Source organism: Methanomassiliicoccales archaeon (assembly GCA_026394375.1).
In the GTDB taxonomy this organism is placed as follows: Archaea; Thermoplasmatota; Thermoplasmata; order Methanomassiliicoccales; family UBA472; genus JAJRAL01.
On the sequence record JAPKYJ010000021.1, the window covers coordinates 24,698 to 43,816 of the forward strand.

The 19,119-nt window shown below is 58.8% G+C and carries 21 protein-coding genes and 1 tRNA gene; 13 read left to right on the forward strand and 9 right to left on the reverse strand.

Annotation, left to right across the window (positions count from 1 at the left end):
* Positions 1-13 precede the first annotated feature (13 nt).
* Positions 14-1,303, forward strand: coding sequence for a histidine--tRNA ligase (gene hisS / locus NT137_05040; GenBank protein ID MCX6652702.1), 1,290 nt, complete (start codon positions 14-16; stop codon positions 1,301-1,303).
* Between the two features lie 126 nt (positions 1,304-1,429).
* On the opposite strand, the gene NT137_05045 is transcribed toward hisS, so the two are convergent.
* Both NT137_05045 and NT137_05050 read right to left on the reverse strand, forming a co-directional pair.
* On the reverse strand, positions 1,430-1,858 hold the full coding sequence (locus NT137_05045; protein MCX6652703.1) for a ribonuclease HI family protein: 429 nt from the start codon (positions 1,856-1,858) through the stop codon (positions 1,430-1,432).
* A 68-nt stretch (positions 1,859-1,926) separates the two neighbouring features.
* Positions 1,927-2,268 (reverse strand): aspartate 1-decarboxylase, encoded by a 342-nt coding sequence (locus NT137_05050; GenBank protein MCX6652704.1) that lies wholly within the window; start codon positions 2,266-2,268, stop codon positions 1,927-1,929.
* 265 nt (positions 2,269-2,533) lie between these two features.
* Between NT137_05050 and NT137_05055 the strand changes: the two genes are divergently transcribed.
* From NT137_05055 to NT137_05080, 6 genes are read left to right on the forward strand one after another with little or no spacing between them, the layout of a single operon-like run.
* Entirely contained in the window at positions 2,534-3,982 is a 1,449-nt protein-coding gene (locus tag NT137_05055; GenBank protein MCX6652705.1) for an ABC transporter substrate-binding protein, read from the forward strand.
* A 29-nt stretch (positions 3,983-4,011) separates the two neighbouring features.
* Entirely contained in the window at positions 4,012-4,719 is a 708-nt protein-coding gene (locus NT137_05060) for a radical SAM protein (protein MCX6652706.1), read from the forward strand.
* A 4-nt stretch (positions 4,720-4,723) separates the two neighbouring features.
* Positions 4,724-5,764 carry an iron chelate uptake ABC transporter family permease subunit gene (locus NT137_05065; GenBank protein MCX6652707.1) on the forward strand — a complete coding sequence of 347 codons (1,041 nt, stop codon included), beginning with the start codon at positions 4,724-4,726 and terminating at the stop codon, positions 5,762-5,764.
* Positions 5,758-6,579, forward strand: coding sequence for an ABC transporter ATP-binding protein (locus tag NT137_05070; protein MCX6652708.1), 822 nt, complete (start codon positions 5,758-5,760; stop codon positions 6,577-6,579). The genes NT137_05065 and NT137_05070 overlap by 7 nt, the downstream gene beginning before the upstream one ends.
* A 34-nt stretch (positions 6,580-6,613) precedes the next feature.
* Positions 6,614-6,943, forward strand: a complete 330-nt coding sequence (locus tag NT137_05075) for a hypothetical protein (GenBank protein ID MCX6652709.1) — start codon at positions 6,614-6,616, stop codon at positions 6,941-6,943.
* 54 nt (positions 6,944-6,997) lie between these two features.
* Complete coding sequence (locus NT137_05080; protein ID MCX6652710.1) at positions 6,998-8,086, forward strand: acetoin utilization protein AcuC; 1,089 nt, start codon at positions 6,998-7,000, stop codon at positions 8,084-8,086.
* 6 nt (positions 8,087-8,092) lie between these two features.
* Here the strand turns inward: NT137_05080 and NT137_05085 are convergent, their stop codons facing one another.
* From NT137_05085 to NT137_05095, 3 genes are all read right to left on the reverse strand, one after another.
* Entirely contained in the window at positions 8,093-8,716 is a 624-nt protein-coding gene (locus NT137_05085) for a DUF6293 family protein (GenBank protein MCX6652711.1), read from the reverse strand.
* Positions 8,717-8,720: 4 nt separating this feature from the next.
* The gene (locus NT137_05090; protein MCX6652712.1) at positions 8,721-9,359 is read right to left on the reverse strand and encodes a MarR family transcriptional regulator; all 639 of its coding nucleotides are present in this window, start codon (positions 9,357-9,359) and stop codon (positions 8,721-8,723) included.
* Positions 9,360-9,495: 136 nt separating this feature from the next.
* Positions 9,496-9,571, reverse strand: a tRNA-Asp gene (locus NT137_05095).
* Positions 9,572-9,696: 125 nt separating this feature from the next.
* Between NT137_05095 and NT137_05100 the strand changes: the two genes are divergently transcribed.
* A complete protein-coding gene (locus NT137_05100) occupies positions 9,697-10,500 on the forward strand; it encodes a CBS domain-containing protein (GenBank protein MCX6652713.1) in 804 nt (267 codons plus the stop codon).
* Between the two features lie 45 nt (positions 10,501-10,545).
* Here NT137_05100 and ppsA read toward each other — a convergent pair whose 3' ends face one another.
* Positions 10,546-12,864 (reverse strand): phosphoenolpyruvate synthase, encoded by a 2,319-nt coding sequence (ppsA, locus tag NT137_05105; protein ID MCX6652714.1) that lies wholly within the window; start codon positions 12,862-12,864, stop codon positions 10,546-10,548.
* A 415-nt stretch (positions 12,865-13,279) separates the two neighbouring features.
* Here ppsA and NT137_05110 point away from each other — a divergent pair, with 415 nt between their 5' ends.
* From NT137_05110 to NT137_05130, 5 genes are all read left to right on the forward strand, one after another.
* Positions 13,280-13,840, forward strand: a complete 561-nt coding sequence (locus NT137_05110; GenBank protein ID MCX6652715.1) for a 2-oxoacid:acceptor oxidoreductase family protein — start codon at positions 13,280-13,282, stop codon at positions 13,838-13,840.
* Complete coding sequence (locus NT137_05115; protein ID MCX6652716.1) at positions 13,841-14,122, forward strand: 4Fe-4S binding protein; 282 nt, start codon at positions 13,841-13,843, stop codon at positions 14,120-14,122.
* Positions 14,123-15,283 (forward strand): pyruvate ferredoxin oxidoreductase, encoded by a 1,161-nt coding sequence (gene porA, locus NT137_05120; protein ID MCX6652717.1) that lies wholly within the window; start codon positions 14,123-14,125, stop codon positions 15,281-15,283. It begins immediately after the preceding gene.
* The gene (locus NT137_05125; GenBank protein MCX6652718.1) at positions 15,280-16,227 is read left to right on the forward strand and encodes a thiamine pyrophosphate-dependent enzyme; all 948 of its coding nucleotides are present in this window, start codon (positions 15,280-15,282) and stop codon (positions 16,225-16,227) included. Before porA ends, NT137_05125 begins: the two co-directional genes overlap by 4 nt.
* Before the next feature lie 117 nt (positions 16,228-16,344).
* Positions 16,345-16,887 (forward strand): nitroreductase family protein, encoded by a 543-nt coding sequence (locus tag NT137_05130; GenBank protein MCX6652719.1) that lies wholly within the window; start codon positions 16,345-16,347, stop codon positions 16,885-16,887.
* Positions 16,888-16,969: 82 nt separating this feature from the next.
* Here the strand turns inward: NT137_05130 and NT137_05135 are convergent, their stop codons facing one another.
* The 3 genes from NT137_05135 to glnA form a co-directional block, all read right to left on the reverse strand.
* Complete coding sequence (locus NT137_05135) at positions 16,970-17,194, reverse strand: HypC/HybG/HupF family hydrogenase formation chaperone (GenBank protein ID MCX6652720.1); 225 nt, start codon at positions 17,192-17,194, stop codon at positions 16,970-16,972.
* 9 nt (positions 17,195-17,203) lie between these two features.
* Positions 17,204-17,593, reverse strand: a complete 390-nt coding sequence (locus NT137_05140) for a nascent polypeptide-associated complex protein (protein ID MCX6652721.1) — start codon at positions 17,591-17,593, stop codon at positions 17,204-17,206.
* 125 nt (positions 17,594-17,718) lie between these two features.
* Entirely contained in the window at positions 17,719-19,071 is a 1,353-nt protein-coding gene (gene glnA / locus NT137_05145) for a type I glutamate--ammonia ligase (GenBank protein MCX6652722.1), read from the reverse strand.
* Between the last annotated feature and the right edge of the window lie 48 nt (positions 19,072-19,119).

Below are 19,119 nucleotides of genomic sequence, written 5' to 3' on the forward strand. Positions count from 1 at the left end.
GATTGCGAACCAGATGATTCAGCGGCCTCGAGGGACCAGAGACTTCACCCCGAAGGAGATGGAGATGCGCCGGCACCTGGAGGGCGCTTTCAGAACGGTCGCGGAGACGCATGGCTTTCGTGAGATCTGCACCCCCATATTCGAGCACGCTGAGCTTTTCACCCTCAAGTCCGGCCCGAGCATCATCGAGGAGATGTACGCCTTCGAGGACAAGGGAGGAAGACCGATAGCTCTCAGGCCAGAGCTCACGGCCCCGGCCATGCGTTTCTTCGTGAACGACCTCACCAACTACCCTCGGCCGCTGAAGCTCTTCTATTTTGGGCAGTGCTTCCGTTACGAGAGGCCGCAGAGCGGACGCTTCAGAGAGTTCTTCCAGTTCGGGGCGGAGCTCATCGGTGCGTCGGCTCCGGAATCGGACGCGGAGGTCATCGGTCTGGCCGCGGCCTTGATCGCCAAGAGCGGTCTGGGCGAGTACCAGATCCGCGTCGGCCACATCGGCGTCCTGCGTTCAATGCTTCGCGATGCTGGAGTCCCGCAAGAAAAGGTGTCTGGCATACTGCAGAAGCTGGACAAGAAGATGTATGACGAGGCGAGGCCGCTGATGCGCGATGCCGGAATGACCGAGGAGATATCCGAGAAAGTGATCAAGGTCACCGAGACCACTGGCCCGGTGGACGTGCTGAAGGACTTCCCAGGTGAGGCCAGTTCATATCTCGTCGAGGTGTTCCGCATCCTCGAGGCCTATGGGTTCACCGATGTCAAAGTGGACCTCGGGGTGGTTCGTGGCCTCGACTACTATACCGGTGTGGTCTTCGAGGTCGACGCTCCGAAGCTCGGAGCGGAGAAGCAGGTGTGCGGTGGAGGTTCGTACTCGCTCACAGAGCTCTTCGGAGGCGAGAAGGTCTTCTCCACCGGTTTCGCCATCGGGTTCGACCGCATCCTCATGGCATTGGAGCGCGAGGGCACGATCGTCCAGGAGCACAAGGTCGAGGCGTATGTCATACCGGTCTCGGACAAGATGCGCCTGGAGGCGCATGCCATCACCGCCGACCTTCGTAATAATGGAATAGCGGCCGACGTCGATCTTATGAGGAGGAACCTGGCCAAGAACTTCAAGTACGCTGACGCCATCGGCGCACGCTTCGCCATCATCGTGGGCGAGAAGGAGATGGCCGAAGGTTCTGTCGCCCTAAGGGACCTTGCCAGCGGCGAGCAGAGCTTGGTCAAGAAGGATGAATTGGTGGACAAGCTCCGAAAAAAAGGTGAGTCTGGTGTCCGTGGTCGATGTGGTGGGGAAAACTAGGAATCAACTGGCTCAGGAGGAGAGTTGAGTCACCGACCCCGGACACCGAGTATTACATCTTGAGCAGGTACTATTTAAATATTGACGAAAGAAGCTTCGCCGGAGAGAATAACATGCTCTCCAAGGTCACTTCCGAAGCTTGCGGGCGAATGCCATGATGTCCAGTTCCTCATTGACCAGTTCGTCCGCCCGGGTGGTCATAGGGTTGTCCCTTCCTTTCTGGAGCACCTTCGCCGATCTGAACCGGCTGAGAAGGGACTTCGCTTCCTCATGCAATGGTAGCAGATGAGCCGCCTTCACCCGGTAGCGGCCGTCGATCTGGAATGCCACCAGCTCACTGTCCATCACCACCTCTACTTCGTCCGCACCCAGCTCCTTCGCCATCTTCAGTCCGGCGATGAGACCGTAGTACTCAGCCTCATTGTTCGTTCTTTCGCCAAGATATTGAGAGCGCTGCTTCAGCACCTTGCCTTCATCCGAGACCACTACCACGCCGTACGCAGAGGGGCCTGGGTTCCCTCGGGAACCGCCGTCCGTGTAGACCGTAAGCTTCAATCCTATTCCCGGTAAGCGAACGACGAGCTCAATAATAAAACAGACGAGGGCCAGATGAACTAAACATATCACATCGATCGAACGTAGCGATTTTGCTCATCGACGAGCACGACCTTCGGCGTGATCGGGGAGTCGGTGTATTCGAAGGCCATGATGATGACCTTGTCGCCTTTCTTCACCAATCTTGCGGCGCTGCCATTGACGCAGACCGTGCCGCTGCCCGCCTTCCCGCTGACCGCATAGGTCTCGAATCGAGCGCCGTTGTCGACGTCGGCCACCAGAACCTTCTCCCCTGGCCAGATGTCAGCCCTGTGAAGGAGGTCCTCGTCCACAGTGATGCTCCCTACGTATTCGGGGTTGGCGTCAGTGACAACCGCCCTGTGGATCTTGGTCCGGAGCAGGCAACGCATGAATCTCACTCATTGGTGAAGAGTTCAAGAATCTTTCCCTGGTTCTAGCGCAAGAGTATCGGGAATCGTCGAAGAGCATGAGGACGGAATTATTGGATGGTACATCCATCCATAATTGGATGGTTTATCCATCCGTAGCACTTCCACTGGAAGTCTGGCTAGTCTTCGAAGGGTTGATAAACACCTTTGACGATAGGCCGCGTGCGAAGAGGCAAGGGAGGGGCGTTAACGCCGTTATCCCGCGTCTTTCATCGGAGGAACGGACATGGCAAGCAAGGTCGTCATAGCGTTGACGGTGCTGGTCTTGGTCTCAGCCGGGGTGCTCGGTGCCCTGGTGCTGATAAACCCCGAACCAGAAGACACAAAGGTGAGTGCGAAGTTCGATAGCCCTTTGGACGGGTCCACGGTGAGCGGTGTGATAGGGATCAACGCTAACGTGACCAGCAAGAAGGCCATATCCTACGTCGTCCTCAGGCTCGATGACCAGACCATCGGCAACAAGACCATAGCCCCCTTCAGCTGGGAACTGAACACAACGCAACACGCCGAAGGACAGCACAACCTCAACCTTACCGCCGTCAACAGTGCCGGAGGGAGGGGCCAGTCGCAGGTCACGGTCACGATCAACAACGGCGGGACCACAGTTGGAATCACCTCCCCCAACAACATGTCGCACGTGAGCGGCGATGTCTTGGTGATGGCACAGGTGGTCAGCCCTCGCACCGTGAAGTACGTAAGCTTCGAGCTCGACGGAGATGAGGTCGCCAATCTATCCGCCGCCCCGTACGCGCTTCAGTGGAACACGAGCACCGCCTACAATGGGGAGCACGCCATACAAGTCAAGGCGGTCGACATCCTCAACATGTCTTGCCACGCCACGATAATCTTGATCGCCGACAACCCTTTCACATATAGGGACGCAAGAGGGATCGATGTCTCATTCCCCCGGATACCGCAGAGGATCGTGACCCTGGGCAACTCTTTCACTGAGGTGGTGTTCGCCGTCGGTGCGGGAGGGCAGCTCGTGGGCCGGGATAGCAAGAGCGTCTATCCGTCCGAAGCGCTCGCGGTGACGGATGTGGGCGGGACCTACGGGACTTCGATAAACAAAGAAGCGATCATTGCCACCATCCCCGATCTGATAATCGCCTGGAAGTACGCGACCACCGCCTCTGCCATCACTACGCTGGAGGCGGATGGCTACAAGGTCGTGGCATTGTCTCCTTCCAGCATCGATACGGTAAAATTGGAGATTCAGGACATCGGAATAATAGCCGGGCACAAGGTGGAAGCGCAGAAGATCGTGCAAAACATGACCGAGCGCATCAACAGAGTGATCGAGAAGGTGCCGGTCATTCCGGACAGCCAGAGGCCCAAGGTCTACTTCGAGCTGCGGAACGGCAACACCGTCAACAACACCACTATGAGCGGGGAGATCATCCGCCTGGCGGGAGGGCTCAACATCTACGGCAACGCCACCAAGACCAACCCCATTCCGAGCAGCGAGGTGACCATCAGCCGCCTGCCCGCCTTTATTGTGATAGAAGATCAGAGCATAGTGACCAATGCAGACATCGAAGCGCGGTCCGGGTGGAGCATCATCCCTGCGGTCCAACTGCACCAGATATACCGCATCAACGGCGAATGGATGACTGCGACTCCCCGGCTGGTGAACGCCATTGAGCAGATGCTGCAATGGTTTTATCCCAGCTGAGCAGTGGGGGTAGGGAAGGAAGATACCCAATGGCCGTCTACCGGGTCGGGTACCAGGAGGAGCTGTGCCAGGCCATCCTCTACAACCATGGGTGCAACTGGACCTGCAGCATATGCTCCTACAAGCTTAGAGAGGGATTCGCTCCCTCGCGTTTCCTTTCCACCGATGAAGTGCTCGAGTGCCTTTCCTCCTTCAGACTGGAGAGGCTCCTCATCCTCGGCGGGGAGCCGCTCACCTGCGCTGACCTTGATGTCATGGTCTCGGAGGCGAAGGCCCGCGGAGCCTGGGTCAAGATCGCGCACTCCAACGCCTCCTTCATGCCGCCGGAGGGAGTCGACGAGATGGGCATCAGCTTGAGGGCGATCAGCAAGAGGAAGCATCAGCAGCTCACCGGGGCACCGAACACCAAGGTCCTGGGCAATTTGTACGCCATTAGGGACCGGGGCGTGGAGCTGGAAGTGAGCACTATCCTCATCCCCGAGGTTGTGGACGCCGACGAGATAGGCAAGATCGCGGAATTCCTTGCCGAGGTGGACGAGGAGATACCTCTGCACATCACTGCATTCCTTCCCGTTCCAGGAATAACCTGGCGCGGACCTACGGATGGAGAGATGGCGATGGCCATGCAGGCTGCGAGAGCGCACCTGAAGAACGTCTCCGGGTCCAGTCTCAGCGCTCGCGAGTATTTCGCTCCAAGCGCAAAGGACACGATGCAGCACCGCGACGGGGTGCACTGACTTGGTGCCGAGCATCGAGGAGTTGCACCAGAAGAAGCTCGCCTTGTGGACCCTGGTCCTGGTAGTGCTGATCGGCGGCCTAGTGGTCGCTTCCATCATCGGCATCTGCGTGGGGGCGATAAGCATCTCGCCGGGAAAGGTCTTCGCGATCCTAACCGGACAGATAACGGATCCTTCGGACCCAGACGTTACAATAATCAGAATGGTCCGATTGCCAAGGGTATTGCTCGGTGCGGTCGTGGGCGCAGCCCTGTCGATCGCAGGGGTGGCCATGCAGGGCGTGTTCCGCAATCCGATGGCCTCGCCATCAGTGTTGGGCATTTCATCGGGGGCGGCGTTCGGGGCGTCCCTGGCCATCGTTTTGGGGTTCAGCTTCGTCAGCGGCCAGTTCGCCATACCCGTGATGGCCTTCGTTTTCTGCATGGCCACCATGTTCCTGGTCTATGGCATCTCCCGCACCGGGGGAATAGTACCGGTGGAAACGCTCCTGCTCGCCGGGATCGCGGTGGGCTCGCTATTCGCCGCCCTGGTCTCCTTCATGCAATTCATCGCTGAGGAGAAGCTCAGCTCAGTCGTCTTCTGGCTCATGGGCGGTCTCAACCAGGCGACGTGGGGTCAGCTCATGGTCGTCACTCCCCTCATCGCTCTCGGTTCCCTGATAATATTCTGGCATGCCAGAGATCTCAATCTCATGACCATCGGCGAGGACCACGCCTCCAGCCTTGGCGTGGAGACCCAGAAGGTGATCCTTAGGCTGATGGTCGCTACCTCCCTGGTAGTTGCTGCCGCCGTTTCCGTCTCGGGGGTCATCGGCTTCGTCGGGTTGATCATTCCGCACATGATCCGCCTGATGGTCGGCCCGGACCACCGCATACTCATGCCTGCCTCGATACTGGCAGGAGCCTCGTTCATGATCGTCACGGATGCCCTCGCGAGGATCCTCATGGCACCTTCAGAAATGCCGGTGGGCATACTCACAGCACTAATCGGCGCTCCCTTCTTCCTCTACCTCCTGAGGAGAAGGCGGCACATGATGGGGTGGTAGCCACGCGCCTCAAGGTCCAAGGGGTGGAGTTCGGGTACAAGAGCGTTCGCGTTCTGGACGGAGTGGGTTTCGAGGCCGAGGCGGGCGAAGTGATCGGCGTCCTCGGTCCGAACGGTTCGGGCAAGACCACGCTTCTAAAGTGCATGAACAAGGCGCTCAAGCCGAAACTGGGCTCGGTACTGGTGGACGATCGGGAAGTATCTGACCTAACGAGGAAGGAGATCGCGAGGGAGATGGGCGTAGTGCCGCAGAACAGCGGCGTGAACTTCCCCTTCACCGCCCTGGAGATCGTGCTCATGGGAAGGGGTCCGAGCCTTGGGCGCTTCCAGACCGAGGGCGATGAGGACCTGAGAATCGTTAAGAGGTCCATGAAGGCGACGGACGTGCTGGAGCTCGCCGCCCGGCCCATGACCGAGCTCAGTGGGGGCGAGAAGCAGCGGGTGATCATCGCCCGAGCGCTCGCGCAATGCCCGAAAATATTGCTGTTGGATGAGCCGACACTGCATCTGGATGTGAACCATCAACTGGAGATCATGGACATCGTCCGGCACCTGGCCAGGGAACAGCGCCTCACCGTGGTGATGGTCTCCCATGACCTGAACCTGGCGGCGCGCTATTGCGACAAGCTCATCCTTCTCCTAGAGGGAAAGGTCCTGGCGGCGGGGAAGGTGGAGGAGGTGCTCACCAGCGAGAACATGGAGCGCGTCTTCAAGATCCGCGGGTCGGTGCAGTACGACGGGAACGTCAATACCTGGACCGTGAGCATCCTCGGGGCGCTGCCCCGCCAAAATGAGATCGGCGGGGACAGTGATTAAAAGCGACCAGCCCCTTCCACCAAGTGGTGAGGTATTGCCTTCTTCCGTCAGGGTGGACATGACCATCTGCTCGCATCAGACCGTCATCCGAGCGAAGGACCGGGGCGACGGTATCGTGGACATCGACATCGAGAGCGAGTGCGATTCGGTGAGGCATTACGCTTCAAAACTGAAGTTCGCCAGCATTCAAGACCTGACCGAGTGGGAAGGCTCGAAGGTGCTGGAGCTCGCGTCGAAATCCGGCTTGACCACCACCTGCCTCATCCCCACGGCGGTCTTCAACTGTTGCTGGGTCGAGCTGGGCATGATCTCCAGGAGCCTGGCCAAGGACAAGAGCCCGTTGTGCATGCATTTTGTGGACTAGATTCCATTCTTCGCAGGTCCAATCTACTTATACAAAGTGCCATTAACACCGGTGATGACCGGAGGGCGGACCGCGTTCCTGTGGAACGACGAATTCCTCAAGTACTCCTTCGGAGAGGAGCATCCATTCCAACCGGTGCGGTACAAGATGACCATGGACCTGCTCCAGGGTCTGGGGATCTTCGACGACACCGCTGTCAAGGTGATAGCGGATTCGGCCACCGAAGAGGATCTGTGCCTGGTGCATACGCGGGAGCACGTCGATTTCGTCAAGGAGATGAGCGAGCGCGGCGAAGGCGTCCTGGACAGGGGCGATACTCCGGCGACCAAGGAGCTGTTCAAAGGCAGCTTGGCGGCGGTCGGGGCCACCCTCAGGGGCATGGAAGGCATCGTTAAAGGGGAGTTCGAGCACGCCTTCAACTTGGCGGGGGGGCTGCATCACGCCGCTCCGAGAAGGTCCGCAGGCTTCTGCGTTTTCAACGACATGGCGGTGGCCGTACGCCGACTGCAGAAAGAGCATGGGGTGGAGCGGGTCGCCATCATCGACATCGACGGCCATCATGGGGACGGAACCCAGGCCACGTTCTACGCCGAGAAGGTGCTTACCATCTCCCTGCACCGCCACGGTCGAGCCATATACCCTGGCACAGGGAGATTGGAGGAGGTGGGAGAGCGGGACGGAAGAGGATATTCTATCAACGTGCCTCTTCCCTGCGCCACGGGAGACCGCACCTACCTGGAGGCGTATCGCCGAGTGGTGGCGCCTGCATTGGAGAGCTACGAGCCGGAGTTCATCATCCATCAGTTCGGGGTGGACGGGCACTACACCGACCCTCTGGTCGGGCTGGGGCTGACGACTCATGCCTATCAAGAGTTGGCCTCGATCACTCACGGCTTGGCGCATAAGCACTGCGACGGCCGCTACCTGGTGGTGGGCGGGGGAGGCTACAATCTGGATGCCGTTCCTCGCTGCTGGAGCGTCATGTTCTGCACCATCTCTGGCTGCTATCCCGCTGACATGAACAAGTTCGAGGCGCTGCATGATGCGCATGCTCCAGCGGAGCCGGACGACGTGGCGCAGATGGTACGCGAGAGAGTGGACCGGATCGTCTACGACGCGCTGCCGCTCATTCGCGGTCGATGATGTTCATCAAGCGTTCCTGGCCTTGATCAGCCAGTCACGATAGTACCTACCCAGGTCGGTCAAGGAGATCTCGATGCCGTCCCGGACGGAGGTTCGCAGCAGTCCCAAGTTCTTTAGTTCAAGCAGAACTCCGACATCGAACCTGTCCTTTCGATCCATGGACCTTCCGTCCGGTCCCAAGCGCATGCCTTCCCTAAGCCTCAGGAGCACATCGACCTGTCTGGGATCGAGGCGCTCGCCCATTCCGGGCATCCTCAGCACCGGGAGGCGGACCACCCGGTCATCCACATGATAGGCTTCCACACCCGTCTGGAATGCGGCGAGCATGGCCGCGGAGGAGAGCAATCCGGTGCCTCCGCTGACATTGACAATCACTTCCTCCCTAGCCTTCTTCCTGCTTTCGATGCTGTCGGCGATCTTCTGGAAAGCCTGCAACAGGTCGAACTTGTCCACGATGATCACCTCCATCGGCGTGGAAGCGATATCGCACACCCGCTCGATCTCCGAGAAATCGTCGCGAAAGGTGTTGTCCTCGCTGGTTATGAGCACAAGACGATCGTGGCCGAGGGCCCTCATCGCCCTTGTCACCTTCGCCTTGTCGAAGCCGAAGGTCGAGTAGAGCACTCTCATACCCTCACCCCAGCAGAAGGCGCATCGACTCCTCCACCTTGATGATCTTGGTGCGTCGGTCGCCAGGTTTCGGTTCCAGATGGATAGCCCCCTTGTCCAGTAGCTCCTTGATGTGGTGGTTGATAGTGGCCTTGTGTAACCCCATCTTCTCCGCCAGCTCGCCCTGCGACATCCTCCCGTTCTCGCTCTGCAAGAGCATCTGGAGCAGGTTGCGTTGGGCGGGCGTGAGCACGGACGAGTACTCCATCTGCAGCAGCGGCAGGGGTATCTCCTTCAGAGTGTCATCGTGCACATAGGCCGAGTTCAGCCCTTGCACGATGCACACCAGCAGAGCGGCGGCGCTCATCAGCCTCGTTCCGCCTGCGATGTTGAAGACAGCGATCCTCTCGCCCTCGTTCTTGACCTTGCGCACCTCCGCCTTGATGATCTCGGCGATGTGCAACAGGTCGAAAGCGTCCTGAAGGGTGATGAGGCGGAAGCGGATGTCCAGGGTCTGGCAATACTCCTTGATCCTGGCCGCCGCCTTGGCGGAATCGGGATGCTCGCTAACGAACACCACCACCTCGCTCAGGTCATCGCAGGACTTCAGCGTGGGCATGAGCGATTCCGGGCGGAAACCGAGGGTACCGAGGACAGCTACCATTTCGTCACCACGCAGACAATCGGGTGCTTTGAGATGGTGATTGTCTAATACTGTCTTAATATTATTGATATCATTTCTCAGGATAAAAGGTTCGAGGGAAAGGAGTTGCGAAGAACGAGAAAGAAGAAGGGAGGGGTGGCGCCCCGGTCGGGATTCGGACCCGAGTCCCAAACTCGACAGGCTTGGATGATAGGCCGCTACACTACCGGGGCTTGTGCCTTTCTCCAGAATAGGTAAGTCCTATTTATGGATTGAGGTTTACCAGCACTCGCGGGGAGGCTCAAGATAATGATGGTGCAAAGTCTTTATGCGCGTGGGGGATGCGGATGGTGAGAGCATGGAGGAGCGCAAGCTGAGGGTCGCGGACTACATGATCCGCGAGGTGGTCTCTATCCCCGCCGATTTCACCGTGGAGCAGGCGGTCGACAATCTCATCCACACCGAGTTCCACGGCATGCCCGTCACGGAGAACGGCCGGTTGGTCGGGTTCGTGACCGCCAAGGAGCTGCTGCGCAACATCGACCGGCCGCAGGCGAAGGTGCGGGATATTATCCGCCGGGGCACCTATTCCGTCAATACCGAAATGGACCTGGACGACGCAGCCAGGGTACTGTTCCGCTACGGTCTGCGCAACGTGCCGGTCGTGAACGACAAAGATGAGCTCATCGGCATCATCTCCAATCTGGACATCGTCCGCTCCCACATCGAGCGGGCGACCCCGAACAAAGTGCTCATGATCAAGACCTTCCTGGAGAAGAAGCACGGCATCCACATCGACGTGAAGCGGAGGGTCATACCGATCGAGGAGCTCCGCCCGACGCAGCACGAGGTCTTCGCCGATGAGCTGCTCGGTCGCAAGGAAGAGATTAAGCGCGGACTTGTGGAACCGCTCATTGTCATCCAGAGGAGAGATCACTACCTGTTGGTAGACGGTCATCATCGCGTCATGGCGGCGAGGCAGATGGGAGTGCGGCAGTTCTCCGCCGTCGTCTTAGAGCCGGAACGGGACGTGGACCTGGGCATGGAGAAGTCCGCGGACATCCGCGGGCTGCACACCATGGATGACGTCAAGATCATCGACGGCTCGCACCATCCTTTGGTGGAGATCACCACGCGGCTGCTGAAGGACGAAGGGCGCTGACGCTTTCTATTGAATAAACGGAAAGAAGGAGGATGGCCTCGGTCCTCATTGCTTTCTTATCGACTCGAGGATGATCCTCTGCTCCGTGGACGCCACCATGGGGATGGTGTTGATGACCGTGTCCGGGTTGAGGCTGATGCTGTCAATGCCCGCCCGAACCAGGAACTCGGTGAACTCCGGGTACACGGACGGAGCTTGGCCGCAGATGCCGACCGGTACGCCTTTCTTGTGTGCCGCGTCGATGAGCATCTTGATGGCGCGTTTGATGGCGTCGTAGCGCTCGTCGAAGTACCCCATCTTGCCCAGGATCTCGGAGTCCCGGTCCGCGCCCATAATCAGCTGCGTTAGGTCATTGGAGCCGATCGAGAAGCCGTCGCAGACGTCGCAGAACTCCTCGGCCATGAAGATGATGACCGGCACCTCGGCCATGAGGTAGAGCTTGAAGTCCGGTCCCCGGCGGAGGCCGATCTCGTCCATCATGCAGTTGATGTCCTTGACCTCCTGGATGGTGCGCACGAAGGGCAGCATGACCCAGATGTTCTTCAGGTTCATCTCCTCGCGCGCCTTCTTCACCGCCTGCAGCTCCAGCTTGAACGCTTCCCGGTATTGAGGCGAGACGTAGCGGGAGCAGCCCCGCCATCCGATCATGGGGTTGGCCTCCTGCGGCTCGAATTTCTCACCGCCAGGCATGGAGCGGTACTCGTTGGTCTTGAAGTCCGATAGGCGCAATATGATCGGGCGGGGGAAGAACGCCTTTCCCACGATTCCGATGCCCTCCGCCAACTTGTCCACCAGTTCTTGTGATCGGCCTTTCTCCATCATGGCCTGGGGGTGCTCCTGCACGAAGGAGGTGAAGAGGAACTCGATGCGCATCAGCCCTACCCCGGAGACAGGAAGCTTGGAGTATTCCTCCGCCTTGTGGGGGATGCCCACGTTGAGCATGATCTTGGTGCCGGTGACTGGGACGCTCGCTGCCGCCATCATCATAGGGGCGTTCTCAGCCGTCTTCTCCTCCGCTCCCTCGAACACCAGGCCGCGAGTTCCGTCGACGGTGATGAGCATGCCGTCGCTCAATTTCTCGGTCGCCTCCCTGGTCCCGACAATGCAGGGAGTGCCTAGCTCGCGCGCCACGATAGCCGCGTGGCAGGTCATGCCTCCCTCGTCGGTGACGATGGCCGCGGCTCTGGTCATGGCGGGCACCATGTCCGGCGAGGTCATGACCGTCACCAGCACATCGCCCTTCTTGACCACATCCAGGCTCTCATCCTCCTTCAGTACGCGGACCGGTCCGGAGACCACTCCCGGGCTGGCCGCCAATCCCTTCAGTAGGACTTTGATCGCCTGCTTCTCCTCTGGCTTCGCTTCCTTGCCCTTCATGCCGTTCGCCTTCCCTGCCTTTCCGTTCGCGCTGAGGGTCGTCACAGGCCTTGCCTGCACGACGTAGAAATTTCCATCCTCCAGGCACCATTCGATGTCCATCGGCTTGTTGTAATGTAGTTCGATCTGGTTCCCCACGTCCGCGATCTCCAGAATTTGCTCGTCGCTGAGCTTCTGCGCCTCCGCGATATTGGCGGGGACGTTCTGCTTGATCGTTTCTCCGGTCTTCCCGCGGACCAGTTTCCAGGTCTGCTTCGAGATCCTCTTGCTGATGATCTTGGTGTGGAACTTGTCCACCACATAGGTGTCAGGGGTGACCTTGCCGCCCACGATGGACTCGCCCAATCCATAGCCAGCCTCCACGATGATGTGCGGAAGCTCGGAGTTTGGATCTACGGTGAACATGATGCCGGCGACCTCTGAATTGATCATCTTCTGCACCACCACTGCCAGCTTCACCACCGAGTGCTCGAAGCCCTTGGAGTGGCGGTAGGCGATGGCCCGGGGCGTATAGAGCGAGGACCAGCACTTCCTTACCTTGTCGATGAGGTCGTCTGGGTCCCCGATGTTGAGGAAAGTGTCCTGTTGGCCCGCGAAGCTCGCCGTCGGCAGGTCCTCGGCGGTGGCGCTCGACCTCACTGCCACCAGGCCAAGCTTCTTCTTGCTTTCGAACATGGAGTGGAATTCCTTCAGGACCTCGAAGCGGAGGTCGTCCGGGACCTTGGCATCCTCGAAGGCCTTGCGGATCTTGATCGAGGTCTCCTGCAACGAGCTCTCCGAGGTGACGTCCACTTTCTGCATCAAAGCCTCGATCTCGCTGGTCAGCCCGTTCTTCTCCAGGAAGTAGTCATAGGCTACGGTGGTGAGCACGAATCCGCTCGGGACGTCGAATCCCGCAGAAGTAAGCTCCCCCAGGTTCGCGGCCTTTCCACCGGCAATGGGAATATCATTGACTCCCAGTTCTGCGATGCTCATTATCCTCTTCATTGTCTCACCTCGGATCAAGAAGGGGTTTGACTCGCAGGGACTGCGGGAAGCCGCATCCCAAGCTTGCGATAGCGGTTAGGTCGAATAAACTCATTGGTAGTAACCTTATTGCAGTAGCAGGGTAGGTCAGATATATTTATATACAAACATGCTGAATAATTTACCAGCTAATATCCGCTATCGTCCGCAAAGACCCTGAACCGGCTTGGGTTCGTTTGGCGAGGGAAGGTCGGGCAAAGGAATCCGTTTCCTTCATCTTGGCTATTCTTTTCATCACTATCGAGGCAAAAACGAATCGTTAATCATTGTTTTATCTACGTTTTCAAGCGATTTAATGTGTGCATTCGTAGAGTAACCTGTGATACATTCAAATATCATCATCGATTTCAGGAATGACAGCGCGCGGGGGTTTGACTTGAGCACGGTCGAGATCCGATGGCACGGCAGGGGTGGCCAAGGTGTGGTGACTGCGAATGAGATCCTGGCGGGAGCGGCCTTGCGCGAAGGAAAATACATCAAGGCCTTCCCGGAGTTCGGGCCAGAAAGGATGGGAGCGCCCATCCGGGCGTTCGCGCGCATCTCCGACAGCCCCATCAACGTGCACAGCCAGGTGTACTATCCCGACTATGTGGTGGTCTTGGACCCGACCCTCCTGAGCAGCCCCATGATCAGAGAGGGGCTGAAGGATAAGGGGGCATTGATTGCCAACTATGGCGAAGGAAATGCCAAGTTGCACGCCCTTCTGGACAACGGCTTCTCCGTCCACTCGGTGAACGCCACCAAGATATCTATGGAGGAGATCGGCAAGCCCATGGCCAACACGGCCATGCTGGGCGCTTTCGTCCGCATCTCCAAGTTGGTAGACATCAAGACGGTGACCTCGGAGCTGGCGGCCAAGTTCGCTGGCAAGCTCAACCAAGAGGTCATCAACAAGAACGTGCGGGCGGTCGAGCGGGCGTATGAGGAGGTGCAGTGAATGGTGAACGAGAAGGCCAGCGAGCTGACCGAGGGAGCGATGATCACCGAGCCCGGCAGCTCGCGCAAGTACAAGACGGGCGACTGGCGCTCCAAGAGGCCAGAGTGCGACGAGGACAAGTGCACCAATTGCCTCATCTGCTGGATATACTGTCCTGATAACAGCATAATCGTAGAGAAGGGAAAGAGGGTCGGTTTCAAGCTCACTCATTGCAAAGGCTGCGGCATCTGCGCGAACCAGTGTCCGGCCAAGGCGATCACCATGAAGGAGGAGGTGGCATAGATGCAGAACGTGGCCATGAACGGCGATCAGGCGATCGCACTGGCATGGAAGCAGATCGACCCGGACGTGGTGGCGGCGTACCCCATCACCCCCCAGACCATCATAGTAGAGGCGTTCTCGGAGTTCGTTGCCGACGGTCTAGTGAACACCGAATACGTGTGCGCGGAGTCAGAGCACAGCGCCATGAGCCTGTGCATCGGTGCATCCGCTGCCGGAGCGAGGGTAGCCACTGCAACCGCATCCGCTGGTCTGGCGTTCATGTGGGAGACGCTCTACATCGCCTCGGGCATGAGACTCCCCATCGTAATGGCGGTGGCGAACCGTGCGCTCAGCGGACCGATCAACATCCATTGCGATCATAGCGATGCCATGGGTGCTCGGGATTCGGGCTGGATCCAGCTCTTCGGGGAGAACGTGCAGGAGGCCTACGACGACTCACTGATGGCGTTCCGCATCGCCGAGCATATGGACATCCGACTACCGATCATGACCTGCCTGGACGGGTTCATCGTCACCCACTCGCTGGAGCGGCTCGAGGCGCTTCCCGATGACGTGGTCAAGAAGTTCGTGGGCGAGTTCAAATGGAAACGCTCCCTGCTGGACATCAAGAACCCCACCACCATGGGTCCGTTCGACTGGACCGACTACTATTTCGAGCACAAGTACCAGCAGGCGGAGGCGATGAAGCGCGTTCCCGCGGTGGTCAAGAGCGTGAGCGAGGAGTTCGCCCAGCTGAGCGGCAGGAAGTACGACCTCATCGAACCGTACAAGCTGGACGATGCCGACTACGCTTTGGTGGCCATGGGCTCGACCGCCGGCACCCTCAAGGAAGTGGTGGATGGGCTGCGGGCGGAGGGCAAGAAGGTAGGCAGCTTGAAACTGCGGCTGTTCCGGCCATTTCCCGCGGAGGAGTTGGCCAAGACCCTAGAAGGCCTGAAGGGAGTGGCGGTGCTGGACCGAGCGCTGAGCATCGGCGCGGCCGGTCCGATATTCCCCGAGCTCCGTTCAGCGTTGTTCGAGGCGCCCAAGAGGCCACGCATCACCAATTACATCTATGGATTGGGAGGGAGGGACATCAAGCCGGAGGAACTGCGCACGGTCTATAATCAGCTGATGCATAACCAGGGTGAGACGGTCAACTACCTGGGGGTGAGGGCGTGACCGTCACCAGCCTCAAGTTGCTCTCCGAGCGTGAGGACCGCTATGTGGAAGGCCACCGCCTATGCGCTGGCTGCGCAGAGCCGATCATCGCTCGGCAGATACTCATGGCCACGGACAAGCCCGTGGTGGTGTCGAACGCCACCGGTTGCTTCGAGGTCTCTTCCAGCATCTATCCCTACACCTCGTGGAACGTGCCCTGGATACACAGCGCCTTTGAGAACGCCGCCCCGACCATCGGAGGGGTGGAAGCGGCATACAACGCCCTCAAGCGGAAGGGAAAGATCACCGAGGACATCCGCTTCCTATCCTTCGGCGGCGATGGGGCGACCTACGACATAGGCTTCCAGGCGATCTCCGGAGCGATAGAGAGGGGTAGCCACTTCCTGTACGTATGCCTGAACAACGAGGCCTACATGAACACCGGCATACAGAGGTCCGGCGCCACCATGAGGGGAGCGCAGACCACCACCAGTCCAGCCGGTAAGTGCGTTCCAGGGAAGAAGGAGTTCCCCAAGGACCTGACCAAGATCATCATCGCCCACGATCTTCCCTATGCTGCCCAAGCCTCGCCGCACAATTACAAGGACATGATCGAGAAGGCGGCCAAGGGCTTCGAGGCCAACGGACCGGCATTCATAAATGTGGTCGCACCCTGTCCGCGCGGCTGGCGCTTCGACTCCGCCAAGACCATCGAGATCTCTAAGCTGGCGGTGGAGACGTGCATCTGGCCGCTGTACGAGTTCGAGAACGGGACCTGGAGGCTGACGGGCGAGAGCAAGCGCATCGCCGGTGGGGACAGGAAGAAGCTGCCGGTGAGCGATTGGCTCAAGTCCCAAGGAAGGTTCAGCCATTTGACCAAGGAGAAGTGGTCCTATGTGGCCGAAGAGATACAGGCCAACGTGGACAAGAAATGGGAAGAACTCCTCAAGCTCTGCAAGCAGTGAACGCATCCTTTGGCGGGTGGTTTCCTACTCCGCCAGAGGACGTTCCGCTCTTTATCCATTCTCTGAGCAATCAATGAATACTCGGTGCTCCGTCTTGTCGACATTCGGTGAGAACCAATGGATTTCATGGACCTAGTCAACACTCGGAAGAGCGTTCGAACATACACTGACCAGTCGGTGGAGGAGGAGAAGATCGCCACGATCTTGGAGGCGGCAAGATTGGCGCCCTCTGCTGTTAACTGCCAACCTTGGCAATACATCGTCGTCAAGGAGAAGGCGACCATCGAGAAGATCGCCGATGCCTCAATGATCAACTCCTGGCTCAAGAAGGCGCCTTGCGTCATAATCGCCTGCGCTGACCCGAACGTGGACCATACGGTCAATGGCATGGACTACTATCTGGTCGACCTGGCCATCTCCATGGAACATCTCGTCCTTGCAGCCACGGAACTGGGTCTGGGCACATGCTGGCTCGCCGGCTACGATGAAGGCAAGGTCCGGTCGATACTGGGCATCCCGGAGAAGATGAGGGTGGTAGCCATGACCCCACTTGGTTATCCGGCAGAGAAGGAGAGCATCGGGGGCGGCCTCCGGAAGACGTTGGCAGGGAGCAAGAAACGAAAACCGATGGAGGAGATGCTCCACCGCGAGAAGTGGTGAGCCTTTCGGGCATTTCTCGCCCTGGCCCGCTTAAAAGGGAGACGATCCGATTCTTGGTCAGTTGAGAAGAAGTACTGCGTCCCTAGCCTTCTTGCTGCGATGCTAGGAGCTCCTCCCAGAGCTTGATGGTCTCTCGGGCGTCCTCTTCATCCACTGTCTGGATGGCGAAGCCCGCATGCAAGACTACATAGTCTCCCATCCTCGCCTCCACCAGCGAGACGTTCGTTTCGCGCTGCACGCCACCGAAGTCAACGACCGCTATATCGCCTTTGATGGAGACGATCTTACCCGGGATAGCAAGACACATCGATCGACCTCACGAGGACATGATCTTCAATATGGCTTCCGCAAGCTGGCCGTCGCAGGCCAGGAGAGCTTCCATGGCCTTCTCCCGGCTCACCCCGGTCTGGTCCATGACCAGTTTAATGTCCTCCTCAGGGACCGTCGGGCCGGAAGGAGCAGGGACGGCAGCGGTTTTCGATGGCGTTGCCGTCAGGGGCACGACCTCCACCTCTCCAACGATCTGGAAGGTCTTCTGGCCCTGCATCTCCACGATCGTGACGGACGCGTCCTTGATGATGTACTGCGTGGTCTTGGTGCGGACCACCACCTCGGAGACGTCCTCGAGCTCCTCCGTCTTTATCCCAAGCTTGCGCATCGCTTGCTTGACCTGACGGGGGTTCATTCGCCCCATACCTGGCATCATGCTATCGGCTAAGTGATTGAGGGACGGCTATTAAAGCCTTCTAAGATTCGTTGCGCGCCCTCTCTCAGGAAATGGAATGAAGAGATGGAAGGTGGTCCCCGAGAGGCTCGGGGATCCGTTCTCGTCTACAAGGTCCTAAGGTACTTCTGGTGCTCCCAGTCGGTGACCCAGGCACGGTACTGGTCCCACTCCTCAGTCTTGATATGCATGTAGTGGTTGAAGATGTGGTCGCCCAGAGTCTCTCTCATCAGCTTGCTCTGGGAGAAGACCTCCAAGGCATCGCCCAGGCTCTCAGGCAGGCTGTCGATCTTGAGCTTCTTGCGTTCCTCTCGGCTCATGTGGTAGATGTCGCGCTCCACAGGCTCCGGCGGAAAGAGGTCCCGCTCCATGCCGTCCAAACCGGAGGCGAGCATGACCGCGAACTGCAGATACGGATTGCCGGCGGGGTCCGGGTTGCGAAGCTCCACTCTCGCCCTTCCTCCCCTTCCGGCCGGGACCCGAATCAAGGCGCTCCGGTTCATGTTGGCCCAAGATATGTAGCACGGCGCCTCGTAGCCAGGCACCAACCGCTTGTAGGAGTTGACGTGCGAGGCCAGAATGACGCAGTTGTCTCGGGCATGGACCAGCAGGCCGCCCATGTACTTCAGGGCCATATCGCTCAATCCGTACTTGCCGCTCGGGTCGTCGAAGGCGTTGCGGCCGTCCACGGTCGCCATGCTCTGGTGCACATGCATGCCCGAACCATTGATCCCGAACAGCGGCTTGGGCATGAAGGTGGCGTACAACCCGTACTGAGCGGCGATAATCTTGACGCCCAGTTTGAGGGTCATCATCCGGTCCGCCATGGTGAGGGCGTTCTGATAGCGCAGATCGACCTCCAGCTGTCCTGGCGCCACCTCGTGGTGCGAGGCTTCCATGTCGAAGTGCATGGCGTCAAAATTGAGCATGATGTCCTTGCGCACCATCTCGCCCGCGTCCAAGGGCATGAGGTCGAAATAACCGCCCGAATCGGCGGGCTGCAGGACGGGACAACCGTCATCGTCCATCTTGAAAAGGAAGAACTCGAACTCTGGGCCGACGTTGAAGGTGAACCCCCTCTCCTTCGCCTTGGCTATCATCTTCTCCAGAACCCAGCGCGGATCGCCTTTGAACCGGTTGCCCGAGTGGTCGGAGATGGTGCACATGAAGCGCGCCGTCTTCATCGGGCCGTCGCAAGTCCACGGGTAGATCTGGAACGATTCGAGGATGGGGTTCGCCCGCATGTCCGATTCCTCGATGGTGGCGTATCCCAAGATGGAAGAGCCATCGATGAAAACGCCCTCGTCCATCGCCCGGTCCAGCTTGGTGATTGGAATGGACACGCTCTTCACGTTTCCGAGTATGTCGGAGAACTGCATCTCGATGAAGCGTACTTCCTCGTCCTTGACCACCTTGAGGATGTGCTCCTTGGCCTCATTCAACGTTTTCGGCGAAGTCATGGAAAACGCCTATCTTGGAGAGAGTAGAAGAACATTTCCATTCGCTCC

Coding starts and splice junctions, on each gene's coding strand:
- hisS (MCX6652702.1), top strand. CDS start 14: ATGATTCAGCGGCCTCGAGGGACCAGAGACTTCACCCCGAAGGAGATG.
- NT137_05050 (MCX6652704.1), bottom strand. CDS start 2,268: ATGCGTTGCCTGCTCCGGACCAAGATCCACAGGGCGGTTGTCACTGAC.
- NT137_05055 (MCX6652705.1), top strand. CDS start 2,534: ATGGCAAGCAAGGTCGTCATAGCGTTGACGGTGCTGGTCTTGGTCTCA.
- NT137_05060 (MCX6652706.1), top strand. CDS start 4,012: ATGGCCGTCTACCGGGTCGGGTACCAGGAGGAGCTGTGCCAGGCCATC.
- NT137_05080 (MCX6652710.1), top strand. CDS start 6,998: ATGACCGGAGGGCGGACCGCGTTCCTGTGGAACGACGAATTCCTCAAG.
- NT137_05085 (MCX6652711.1), bottom strand. CDS start 8,716: ATGAGAGTGCTCTACTCGACCTTCGGCTTCGACAAGGCGAAGGTGACA.
- NT137_05090 (MCX6652712.1), bottom strand. CDS start 9,359: ATGGTAGCTGTCCTCGGTACCCTCGGTTTCCGCCCGGAATCGCTCATG.
- NT137_05100 (MCX6652713.1), top strand. CDS start 9,697: ATGGAGGAGCGCAAGCTGAGGGTCGCGGACTACATGATCCGCGAGGTG.
- ppsA (MCX6652714.1), bottom strand. CDS start 12,864: ATGAAGAGGATAATGAGCATCGCAGAACTGGGAGTCAATGATATTCCC.
- NT137_05115 (MCX6652716.1), top strand. CDS start 13,841: ATGGTGAACGAGAAGGCCAGCGAGCTGACCGAGGGAGCGATGATCACC.
- porA (MCX6652717.1), top strand. CDS start 14,123: ATGCAGAACGTGGCCATGAACGGCGATCAGGCGATCGCACTGGCATGG.
- NT137_05130 (MCX6652719.1), top strand. CDS start 16,345: ATGGATTTCATGGACCTAGTCAACACTCGGAAGAGCGTTCGAACATAC.
- NT137_05135 (MCX6652720.1), bottom strand. CDS start 17,194: ATGTGTCTTGCTATCCCGGGTAAGATCGTCTCCATCAAAGGCGATATA.
- NT137_05140 (MCX6652721.1), bottom strand. CDS start 17,593: ATGATGCCAGGTATGGGGCGAATGAACCCCCGTCAGGTCAAGCAAGCG.
- glnA (MCX6652722.1), bottom strand. CDS start 19,071: ATGACTTCGCCGAAAACGTTGAATGAGGCCAAGGAGCACATCCTCAAG.